General features: G+C 47.3%; 9 protein-coding genes. 6 read left to right on the forward strand and 3 right to left on the reverse strand.

Translation table 11 applies throughout. The annotated features are described in order from the left end of the window. Window positions 1-1301: oxidoreductase (locus tag ACRC27_RS01065; RefSeq protein ID WP_438638933.1), on the reverse strand; the 1301-nt coding region annotated here is incomplete at its 3' end. Between the two features lie 217 nt (window positions 1302-1518). On the opposite strand from ACRC27_RS01065, the gene sppA reads away from it, so the two are divergent. Next, window positions 1519-3372: a signal peptide peptidase SppA gene (gene sppA / locus ACRC27_RS01070; RefSeq protein ID WP_438638929.1), complete on the forward strand. Its 1854-nt coding sequence runs from the start codon at window positions 1519-1521 to the stop codon at window positions 3370-3372. A 212-nt stretch (window positions 3373-3584) separates the two neighbouring features. Further along, window positions 3585-4598 carry an asparaginase gene (gene ansA / locus ACRC27_RS01075; protein ID WP_438622968.1) on the forward strand — a complete coding sequence of 338 codons (1014 nt, stop codon included), beginning with the start codon at window positions 3585-3587 and terminating at the stop codon, window positions 4596-4598. Window positions 4599-4682: 84 nt separating this feature from the next. Here ansA and ACRC27_RS01080 read toward each other — a convergent pair whose 3' ends face one another. Both ACRC27_RS01080 and msrB read right to left on the reverse strand, forming a co-directional pair. Continuing rightward, the gene (locus ACRC27_RS01080) at window positions 4683-4967 is read right to left on the reverse strand and encodes a YeaC family protein (protein ID WP_438629735.1); all 285 of its coding nucleotides are present in this window, start codon (window positions 4965-4967) and stop codon (window positions 4683-4685) included. Window positions 4968-5163: 196 nt separating this feature from the next. Continuing rightward, the gene (gene msrB / locus ACRC27_RS01085) at window positions 5164-5568 is read right to left on the reverse strand and encodes a peptide-methionine (R)-S-oxide reductase MsrB (protein ID WP_438629183.1); all 405 of its coding nucleotides are present in this window, start codon (window positions 5566-5568) and stop codon (window positions 5164-5166) included. 382 nt (window positions 5569-5950) lie between these two features. On the opposite strand from msrB, the gene gap reads away from it, so the two are divergent. The 4 genes from gap to ACRC27_RS01105 form a co-directional block, all read left to right on the forward strand. Next, the gene (gene gap / locus ACRC27_RS01090) at window positions 5951-6946 is read left to right on the forward strand and encodes a type I glyceraldehyde-3-phosphate dehydrogenase (RefSeq protein WP_438622965.1); all 996 of its coding nucleotides are present in this window, start codon (window positions 5951-5953) and stop codon (window positions 6944-6946) included. A gap of 161 nt (window positions 6947-7107) precedes the next feature. Continuing rightward, entirely contained in the window at window positions 7108-7977 is an 870-nt protein-coding gene (locus ACRC27_RS01095) for a D-hexose-6-phosphate mutarotase (RefSeq protein WP_438629181.1), read from the forward strand. A gap of 401 nt (window positions 7978-8378) precedes the next feature. After that, window positions 8379-10313, forward strand: coding sequence for a PrkA family serine protein kinase (locus ACRC27_RS01100; protein WP_438622963.1), 1935 nt, complete (start codon window positions 8379-8381; stop codon window positions 10311-10313). Window positions 10314-10340: 27 nt separating this feature from the next. Beyond that, window positions 10341-11191 (forward strand): YeaH/YhbH family protein (locus ACRC27_RS01105; protein ID WP_438638931.1); only part of this gene is annotated, 851 nt, incomplete at its 3' end.

Raw genomic sequence — 11191 nt, forward strand, 5'->3', positions numbered from 1 at the left:
GCATAATTAAACTGCCCACCAATCTGATGGTGTTGTTCAAACAGCGTAACCTGATGCCCGCACTCTGCGGCAACACAGGCCGCAGATAACCCCGCAGGCCCCGCACCCACAATGGCAACCCGTTTTGGTGCTGCACTGCGCAGATAACGCAACTCAGTTTCATACCCAGCCTGCGGGTTGACCAAACAGCTAGCTCGCTTGCCAATAAATACGTGATCTAAACAGGCTTGATTGCAGGCAATACAGGTATTGATACGGTCGGCCTGATTGCTGGCCGCTTTGCGCACAAAGTCAGGATCGGCCAAAAACGGGCGTGCCATTGAAACCATATCGGCATCCCCGCGGGCCAGAATATCCTCGGCAATTTGTGGCATATTAATACGGTTGGTGGTGATCAGCGGAATATTTACCTCAGCACGCAAACGCGCAGTTACCCAGCTAAACGCCCCGCGCGGCACACTGGTTGCAATCGTCGGCACACGTGCCTCATGCCAGCCAATACCGGTATTGAGCAACGTCACTCCAGCACTCTCAAGTGCTTTAGCCAGTAACACCACTTCATCCCAACTGCTTCCCTGTTCGACCAAATCCAACATTGATAAACGAAAGATAATAATAAAATCACGTCCGACCCGCTCACGCACAGCACGCACAATTTCCAGTGGGAAACGGCTGCGCGCGGCAAAATCGCCCCCCCAGCCATCAGTGCGATGGTTGGTTCGGGCGCAAATAAACTGATTTATCAGATACCCCTCTGATCCCATAATTTCAATACCGTGATAACCCGCTTCCTGTGCCAGTGCCGCTGTTTGGGCAAAATCACGTATCGTATTTTGAATTTGGCGCGCTGATAATGCACTCGGCTTAAAAGGGGTGATTGGAGATTGCACCGCAGAAGGCGCAACCGAAAACGGATGGTAAGCGTAACGCCCGGCATGCAAAATTTGCAGGCAAATTTTACCACCAGCCTCTGCCACGGCGGTCGTCACTTTACGGTGTTTACCCACCTGCCATGGAAAGCTCAACTGCGCACCGTGCGGCACTAAACGGCCGCGAAAATTGGGTGCAATCCCACCGGTGACAATCAGCCCGACACCACCTTCGGCACGCTGACGATAAAACACCGCCAGCTTATCAAATCCGCCGCGAGCCTCTTCAAGACCGGTATGCATTGATCCCATCAATACACGGTTACGTAATTGGGTAAACCCCAAGTCTAATGGCTGTAATAAGTGTAGATAAGGTGATGCCGCTGAGGGCAAAACCGGCACGGGCTCAGACAACAAAAGAGAGAGTGGCATAGAGGAAGGCATACATAACTGTCCTTATTATTATGGTCTGACCAGCTTACGAAAGGATGCAAACAACCGCAAACAATTTGTTTACATCTTGCTGAGCAATCACTCGAACAAAAATCCGCTTCATTACCAGACAGCATGAGAAGCTGATCTTTACCGCCGTTCGCGCTACGATAGCCTGATAACCCTATTAATTATCACTTAACCTACTGGAGATACCATGCGCTTATTGTGGCGACTGGTTGCAAATTTGTTTAGCTGGGCATGGCGAATCATTAATTTTATTCGCGAAGCCACCCTTAATCTGATGCTGGTTGTACTGGTATTAATCGGCATCGTCATTTATGGTTTTTTAAAGCCCGAAAGCCCTGAAGTAAAGCAAGGCGCGCTGCTGCTTGACCTCTCCGGTGTTATCGTTGAAGAGCCGCGCTTTTCCAACCCAATTCAGCAGATGGGCCGCGAATTTTTTGGTAATAATAGTAGCATTACGGAAAACTCTGTCTTTGATCTTGTTGATGCTATTCGTCAGGCAAAAACTGACAGTAAAGTAAAAGGCATTGTTTTATATCTCAACAACTTAACCAGTGCCAGCGCACCATCTATTACTTATATAGGTAAAGCGCTGCAAGAGTTTAAAGAGAGTGGAAAACCGGTATATGCCTATGCTGATACCTATTCACAAAGCCAATATTATCTTGCCAGTTATGCCAGCAAAGTTTTCATGTCACCACAGGGCAGCGTTGATCTGAACGGTTTGGGCATGAATGCGCTGTACTACAAAGACCTGCTGGAAAAACTCAAGGTCAACACCCATGTATTCCGGGTCGGCACATACAAATCAGCCGTAGAGCCATTTATCCGTAATGACATGTCAGCCGAAGCACGTGAAAACACCCAGCGCTGGGTTGATCTGATGTGGCAAAATATCCGAACGGATATTGCGACCAATCGTAAATTGCACCCCAATGATCTCGTTCCGGATGCAGATACACTGCTTGCCGATCTGAAAAAACTCGGCGGTGACAGTGCAGCCTACGCTCTACAACGTAAACTGGTTGATCAGCTCACCACGCGTCAGGAGATGAGCAGCGCCATGGCAAAAGAGTTTGGTGAAGATAAAACGCCGCAAGGCTTTATCGCCACCAACTATCAAAGTTACCTCAGCGCTAACCCGCTTGATCGCACCCCTGCTGACGGCAATATTGGCGTTATTATTGCCAGCGGCGCAATCATGGATGGCGTACAACAACCGGGCAGCATTGGCGGCGACAGTACCGCAGAACTGCTGCGTCAGGCACGTACCAACAGCAAAATCAAAGCAGTAGTATTGCGGGTCGACAGCCCCGGTGGCAGTGCCTTTGCCTCTGAAATTATCCGCAATGAAGTTGTCGCACTGGAGAAAGCCGGCAAACCGGTGGTTATCTCAATGGGATCAATGGCCGCATCTGGCGGATACTGGATCTCAGCCGATGCGAGCTATATCATCGCCAACCCAAATACCATTACAGGTTCAATCGGTATTTTTGGCGTGATAAACACCTTTGAAAACACCCTAAACAGCATCGGAGTCAATACTGATGGTGTCTCTACTGGGCCGCTGGCAGATCTGAGCATCACCAAAAAGCTCAACCCGCATGTCACTGATCTCATTCAACTCTCTATCGAGCGTGGCTATCAGCAGTTTTTGACTCTTGTTGCACAGGGCCGGAAAATGACCATCCCGCAAGTTGACAGCATAGCTCAAGGGCAAGTCTGGTTAGGCGTTGATGCTAAACAAAAAGGGCTGGTTGATGCCCTAGGTGATTTCGATACCGCAGTGGCCAAAGCAGCTGAACTGGCAAAATTAAAAACACCACAACTAAACTGGGTACAACAGAGCCCCTCTACACGTGATCTGATCTTGTCGCAATTTAGCGTACAAATTCAGGCACTGATGCCTGCTGGCGTGGCTGTTCCTGCACCGCTGATGCAAACGCTTAAAGCATGGCAGCAGCAGACCTCTATACTCAGTGAATTTAATGATCCAAATGGCCGCTACGCGTACTGTTTAAATTGCGGGCAGATCACCCGTTAGCACTCTATTTTCAATCGTATGTACAGGGTGAACAGTAAAAATCACCCTCTATGTTGATAAAAATCATCCAAGCCCAGTCAATCTGGGCTTTTTTTCACCACAGACTCTTCTATAATTTACGTCATATAAAGCGCATTTAGCTGCCCTTTTCCCAATACAGGCCAGATAATCCACCCTCTTGGTGTCTTTAGGCTCACAATCAGCGGATATTTATGCAGAAAAAATCTATTTATGTTGCCTACACCGGCGGCACTATCGGCATGCAGCACTCAGAGCATGGCTACATTCCCGTTTCTGGCTATATGCAAAAGCAACTAGAGCAGATGCCCGAGTTCCACCGTGCCGAAATGCCTGACTTTAGTATTCATGAATATGCTCCCCTGATCGACTCATCAGACATGACACCGGCTGACTGGCAACGCATAGCCGATGATATCTATGCCAATTATGATCACTATGATGGTTTTGTGATCCTACACGGCACAGACACCATGGCCTACACCGCCTCCGCACTCTCTTTTATGCTGGAAAACTTAAACAAACCGGTCATCATCACCGGCTCACAAATCCCGCTGGCAGAATTGCGATCTGATGGCCAGACTAACTTGCTCAATGCCCTCTATCTGGCAGCAACCTACCCTATCAATGAAGTCACCCTGTTTTTCAACAACAAACTGTTTCGCGGCAACCGAACGACCAAAGCCCATGCTGACGGCTTTGATGCGTTTGCCTCACCCAACTTCCCACTGTTGATGGAAGCGGGCATCCATATCCGTCGCATCACGCCATCCACCCCGACAACAAACAGTACCGCGCTGAAACTGCACAGCATCACACCACAGCCTATCGGCGTGGTGTCACTCTATCCGGGCATATCCTCAGAAGTTGTGCGCAACTTTCTGCGCCAGCCGGTAAAAGCACTGATCTTGCGATCCTATGGGGTAGGCAATGCACCTCAACATCCAGCGCTACTGGCCGAACTGCAAGAGGCTGCTAGACGCGGCATTATTGTCGTCAATCTGACCCAGTGTTTCTCGGGTAAAGTCAACATGGGTGGCTACGCTACCGGCAATGCGCTAGCTCAAGCACAGGTTATTAGCGGATACGATATGACTGTTGAAGCCGCTCTCGCCAAACTGCATTACCTGCTCAGCCAAGACCTGCCCGTCGATACCATGCGTGCCCTGATGCAACAGAGCTTGTGTGGGGAATTAAGCCGAGATTAAATTAAATCGACAACTGCGCTAAACAAAAACAGACAGCATATCGGCTGTCTGTTTTTACATCGCACCACTTTTTGCATGCCTGTTTTAATCACTTGATAACGAGCTCACTATTGGTATAGAAGAAGAGGCTGAAAACTGCTGCTTTAATTCCTGTTTCGACTTATGCGCCAAGACACCGTCTGGCCCAACCGTCATATGTTGCGGATCGCGATTATGCTTAGACTGCCAAATTAATACAGCCTGCAAACTGGTCTCTTTTTGCGCATCCGTTAACCGCGTCCCGTCAGCCCATTTTCCCGTTTCAACGGCCTGACGCAACCTTTCATACACCTCGGCCGTCATCGCGGTAATCACACTGTCCAACTGCATTCTCATTGCTCCTGAAAATATGGCGGCTGAAATACAGCACCTGAAAATATCATGGCTAAAAATGCCTCTTTTATTCAGAGCCGGTCTATCTACAGCCCTTTTATTTATTATGTTCTCTCTTATTACAGCTATTACCAATTATTTATCATGGCTAATTATTATTGAGTTATTCTCAGGCATCGCCCTACACCCAACACTAGCCCACTGTTTTTTCACCCGATGCCTGATCAACAAAACAAAGTGCAACTGAGTTCAGACAATAGCGATCCCCTTCCGGTGCTGGCCCATCAGGAAACACATGCCCTAAATGTGCATCACACTGTTTACAGCGGATCTCTACTCGACACATACCGTGTGTAAAATCATCCAGATAACGTAGCGAGTTTGGAGTTAACGCCGCAGAAAAACTTGGCCAACCACAACCCGAGTCAAACTTATCCACCGAAGAGAATAGCGGATGATCACAGCAAACACAGTGGTACAACCCCGTTTTTCGGTTATGTAACAGGCGGCCCGAAAAGGGCGCTTCAGTACCCTGCTCACGGCAAACATGTTGTTGCTCAGGGGTCAGAATTTCAGGCACACGCTTTTTCTCAGACATATCACCACACTTCTGATGTATTAATGTTCATAACAGGTTAAATGTACTCAAAAATACCGTGAAAGTGGGTTACATTTTGCCATCATCCAAAGAAACGTGATAATAATCACAATAAACAAATTAAAACTGACTATACTCGTTAGCTCTATCGATTCAGCATTTCAGCTCACGCATAATAGAGTTGAAAAATGAGTAGAATAACCCGATAAATGGTTGTACAACTATGGTCGGAAAAGTGAAGTAACACGAAAAAATAGAGAAGAAATCTGTCTTGCTTTATGATTTTCTGCAAGGTTTGACACATTTCCTCTTGACGGTTTGTAGGGTTTTTGTAAGTTTACAACCATCTTTTAATCAACGAACACTTAGTTGGTGAATGAATATGTCTATTAAAGTAGGTATTAACGGTTTTGGCCGTATCGGTCGTTTCGTATTCCGTCTGGCTTGCGAGCGCAACGACATCGAAGTTGTTGGTATCAATGACCTGATCGACGTTGACTACATGGCTTACATGCTGAAGTACGACTCTACTCACGGTCGTTTCAACGGTACCGTTGAAGTTAAAGACGGCAACCTGATTGTTAACGGCAAAACCGTTCGCGTTACCGCTGAGCGTGATCCAGCTAACCTGAAGTGGGATGCTATCGGTGTTGACGTTGTTGCTGAAGCAACAGGTCTGTTCCTGACCGACGAAACTGCACGTAAGCACATCGCTGCTGGCGCGAAGAAAGTTGTTCTGACTGGTCCTTCTAAAGATGCGACCCCAATGTTCGTTATGGGCGTAAACCACAGCGAATATGCTGGTCAAGAGATCGTTTCTAACGCATCTTGCACCACTAACTGCTTGGCACCAATTGCTAAAGTTCTGAACGATACTTTCGGTATCGAATCAGGTCTGATGACAACTGTTCACGCAACAACTGCTACCCAGAAGACCGTTGATGGTCCATCTGCTAAAGACTGGCGTGGTGGCCGTGGCGCGGCTCAAAACATCATTCCATCTTCTACTGGTGCAGCGAAAGCCGTGGGTGTTGTTATCCCTGAGCTGAAAGGCAAACTGACTGGTATGGCATTCCGTGTTCCAACTCCAGACGTATCTGTAGTTGACCTGACTGTTAACCTGAAGAAAGCAGCAACTTACGCTGAAATCTGTGACGCAATGAAAGCGGCTTCTCAAGGCGCAATGAAAGGCGTTCTGGGTTATACCGAAGATGAAGTTGTTTCTACTGACTTCCTGGGCGAGCGTCAAACTTCTGTGTTCGATGCTAAAGCCGGTATCCAGCTGACTGACAAATTCGTTAAAGTTGTATCTTGGTACGACAACGAAATGGGTTACTCCAGCAAAGTTCTGGATCTGATCGCTCACATCTCTAAGTAATTATTCCAGATACCTTATCTGAATGATTAACCTCGAGCGGATGATCCTAAATGGATTATCCTGAGTGAATCAAATAAAAAGGTGGCGTTGAGCCGCCTTTTTTTATAACTGAAATTTACCCTTTATTTTATCTTATCTCCGGTTCACAGGAGCGTGTGAGTATGGATCGCTTTTTATCCCTGCCTGTTATTGATCAACTCTCCCCTGCACTAACACTACGCCGTAAAGAAGAACTCGATGTACTGGTCATTGATCACCCGCAAGCACAAGCCGTGATCAGTTTGCAAGGCGCGCAATTACTACTCTGGCAACCACGAGATCAAAAGCCGGTTATCTGGTTGAGTGAGAAGGCACAGTTTGTCGCCGGAAAAGCACTGCGCGGCGGCATCCCTGTTTGCTGGCCATGGTTTGGCCGTACTGCACAACCCGCACACGGTTTTGCCCGTAACTTACCGTGGCAATTACAGCACCATCAAGAGTCAGCCGACATACAGCAGCTAACCCTGACATTGAATGATACCGCTGAAACTGATGCTTACTGGCCACACCCGTTTACCCTATCACTCACACTCGAAATTGGCGCAACACTCAATATCATGTTGCACAGCCAAAGCACTGAAGCCATTAATCTGACCGGCGCGCTGCACACCTACTTTGCCGTTGATAATATTAATAAAACCAGTGTTGAAGGGTTAGGCAATGATTACATTGACAGCCTAAACCACAGCCAGCAGGTTGTGAATGCGCCGGTTTTACTGCTCGATGGCCCCGTTGATCGCATCTATACCGCTGCCGAAAATATCTCATTTATTCATGATGATGCAGCGCAACGTGTTATTACCGTAGAGCATCAGGGTAATAACAGTGTGGTCGCATGGACACCGTGGCGTGAAGGCGCACGAAACATGGCCGATATGAATGACGACGCGTATCTAACCATGGTCTGCGTGGAAACGGCTATCACCAGTCAGCCTGTCACCGTAACGCCACAACACAGCCATACACTCAGTGCACATATCCGTATTGCATAATCTAGGCTGATACAGCACAACAGGGTACACCCAGCCAACGGGAGTACCCTGATTGATTAAGGCAGTTAGCCGCCTTTTGTTTTTTGCCATGGCATGCCGCTGTCTGACTGTTTTCCCCCTCGCTCTTATCCTTACCACTGAATTAAACCAACGTTTTCTAGCCAACAAAAACACACACTCCGTTATCTACAACACACCGCCCACTTATGCATCAATGCGCCTATTGGTTGTCCTTGTTTAGTGGCAATACACACCAAGGTTAAAATTTCGTTAAAAAACTTGGCGTTATTTACATGACATTCCCGCATACCCGACTAAGCTTAATTTCAGGAACGTAAAAATAGCGTATCGAGTGAATCAAAAGCGTTCCATCTCGTATCCATCCTTCAGGGGGTATTGCCATGACTATTTTCGATCACTACCGTGAGCGTTACGAAGCCGCGAAAGACGAAGAATTTACACTGCAAGAGTTTCTGAATATCTGCCGTAATGACCACACCGCTTATGCCAATGCCGCAGAGCGCTTACTGATGGCCGTCGGTGAACCTGTAATGATTGATACATCTACCGACTCTCGCCTATCACGCCTGTTCTCCAACCGTGTTATTGCTCGTTATCCGGCCTTTGAAGAGTTTTATGGGATGGAAGAGTCAATCGAGCAGATTGTCTCTTACCTCAAGCATGCCGCCCAAGGTCTGGAAGAGAAAAAACAGATCCTGTATCTATTGGGCCCTGTGGGGGGCGGTAAATCATCACTGGCAGAGCGCTTAAAAAGCCTCATGCAGCGCACCCCTATCTATGTATTAACCGCAAACGGCGTACGTAGCCCAGTAAATGATCACCCATTTTGCCTGTTTGATGTTAACGAAGATGGCCGAATTCTGGATGAAGAGTACGGTATTCCTAAGCGCTATCTGCGCAATATCATGTCACCTTGGGCTGCAAAACGCCTGCACGAATTTGGCGGTGATATCACCCGCTTCAAAGTGGTAAAAGTCCGTCCTTCTATTTTGGATCAAGTGGCTATCGCTAAAACAGAGCCAGGGGATGAGAACAATCAGGATATTTCGGCACTCGTCGGTAAAGTTGATATCCGTCAACTTGAACATTTTGCCCAACATGACCCCGATGCCTACAGCTACTCAGGTTCATTATGCCGTGCCAATCAAGGCTTAATGGAGTTCGTTGAGATGTTTAAAGCACCGATTAAGGTGCTACACCCACTGTTGACCGCAACACAAGAAGGCAACTACAACGGCACAGAAGGCCTTTCTGCCCTGCCGTTTGAAGGCATTATTTTGGCTCACTCAAACGAATCTGAGTGGGTGCAATTTAGAAATAATAAAAATAACGAAGCCTTTCTCGACCGAGTCTACATTGTAAAAGTGCCGTATTGCCTACGTGTTTCTGATGAAATGCGTATTTATGACAAACTTCTTCGCAACAGTGAACTCGCTAATGCCCCTTGCGCACCGGGAACATTGGAAACACTGGCTCGCTTTACCGTACTGTCTCGGATGAAAGAGACCGAAAACTCCAGTTTATACTCAAAAATGCGCGTTTATGATGGTGAAAGCCTAAAAGATACTGATCCAAAAGCAAAATCGTACCAAGAATACCGCGATTATGGTGGTGTTGATGAAGGAATGAACGGTCTATCCACCCGTTTTGCCTTTAAGATTTTGTCTCGTGTATTCAACTTTGATCACAGTGAAGTTGCGGCTAACCCAGTGCACCTGTTCTATGTGCTTGAGCAACAAATTGAGCGTGAGCAGTTCCCGCAGGAGATTGCAGAGAAGTATGTTGAACACCTGAAAGGTTACTTGATCCCCAAATATGTTGAGTTTATCGGGAAAGAGATCCAAACCGCATATTTAGAATCGTACTCTGAATACGGTCAGAATATTTTTGACCGCTACGTGGTATACGCTGATTTTTGGATTCAAGATCAAGAGTATCGTGATCCGGAAACTGGGCAGTTATTTGACCGTTCAGCCCTCAATGCAGAACTGGAAAAAATAGAAAAACCAGCCGGTATCAGTAACCCGAAAGATTTCCGTAATGAAATTGTGAACTTTGTATTGCGGGCCAGAGCACACAATGGTGGCCGTAATCCGAACTGGACCAGCTATGAAAAACTGCGCACGGTTATCGAGAAGAAAATGTTCTCCAACACCGAAGAGTTATTGCCGGTTATCTCGTTTAATACCAAAACATCCACCGAAGAGCAGAAAAAACACGATGACTTTGTTCACCGGATGATGGAAAAAGGCTACACCAAAAAACAGGTGCGCTTGTTGTGTGAATGGTACTTACGTGTGCGTAAATCATCCTAAAAACGGGCTGACTGATTTGGGGGAAGTATGGCACATTTTATCGATCGCCGTCTTAACGGCAAAAATAAGAGCATGGTTAACCGGCAACGTTTTTTGCGCAGACATAAATCGCAAATTAAAGAGGCGATTTCAGATGCGGTCAATAAACGCTCGGTAACGGATGTCAACAGCGGAGAATCCATCTCGATCCCCGCCAAAGATATTACCGAGCCCTTTTTACATCAGGGAAAAGGCGGGGTGCATCAGCGGGTGCACCCAGGTAATGACCAGTTCGTTGCGGGAGATCATATTGATCGCCCGCAAGGGGGCGCGGGCGGTAATGGCAGCGGTGAAGGCCAAGCCAGTGCTGACGGTGAAGGCAGTGATGAGTTTGTCTTTCAAATATCCAAAGATGAATATCTTGATCTGCTGTTTGAAGATTTGGAACTGCCGAACTTACAAAAAAACCAACTCAACCGGTTGGTTGAATACAAGGTGCACCGTGCCGGATTTACGGCAAATGGTGTTCCGGCCAATATCAGCATCATTCGTTCTTTACGTAACTCACTCGCACGCCGTACCGCCATGACAGCCGCCAAGCGCGGGCAAGTGCGCGAGCTTGAGCAACAGCTCACCCTGCTGCAAAACAGTGAACCTGCCCGCCTGCTCGAAGAGGATGAGATCAAAACCGAAATCACTGAATTGCGCCGTAAAATTAAACAAGTGCCTTTTATCGATACCTTTGATCTGCGTTACAAAAACTATGAGCGCCGCCCTGAGCCTTCCAGCCAAGCCGTTATGTTTTGCCTAATGGACGTTTCAGGCTCAATGGATCAAGCCACCAAAGATATGGCAAAGCGCTTCTATATTCTGCTGTATCTGTTCTTATCTCGTACTTA

The organism is Plesiomonas sp. (assembly GCF_051650925.1).
Classification (GTDB): domain Bacteria; phylum Pseudomonadota; class Gammaproteobacteria; order Enterobacterales; family CAMTGL01; genus Plesiomonas.

Coding starts and splice junctions, on each gene's coding strand:
- sppA (WP_438638929.1), top strand. CDS start 1,519: ATGCGCTTATTGTGGCGACTGGTTGCAAATTTGTTTAGCTGGGCATGG.
- ansA (WP_438622968.1), top strand. CDS start 3,585: ATGCAGAAAAAATCTATTTATGTTGCCTACACCGGCGGCACTATCGGC.
- ACRC27_RS01080 (WP_438629735.1), bottom strand. CDS start 4,967: ATGCAGTTGGACAGTGTGATTACCGCGATGACGGCCGAGGTGTATGAA.
- msrB (WP_438629183.1), bottom strand. CDS start 5,568: ATGTCTGAGAAAAAGCGTGTGCCTGAAATTCTGACCCCTGAGCAACAA.
- gap (WP_438622965.1), top strand. CDS start 5,951: ATGTCTATTAAAGTAGGTATTAACGGTTTTGGCCGTATCGGTCGTTTC.
- ACRC27_RS01095 (WP_438629181.1), top strand. CDS start 7,108: ATGGATCGCTTTTTATCCCTGCCTGTTATTGATCAACTCTCCCCTGCA.
- ACRC27_RS01100 (WP_438622963.1), top strand. CDS start 8,379: ATGACTATTTTCGATCACTACCGTGAGCGTTACGAAGCCGCGAAAGAC.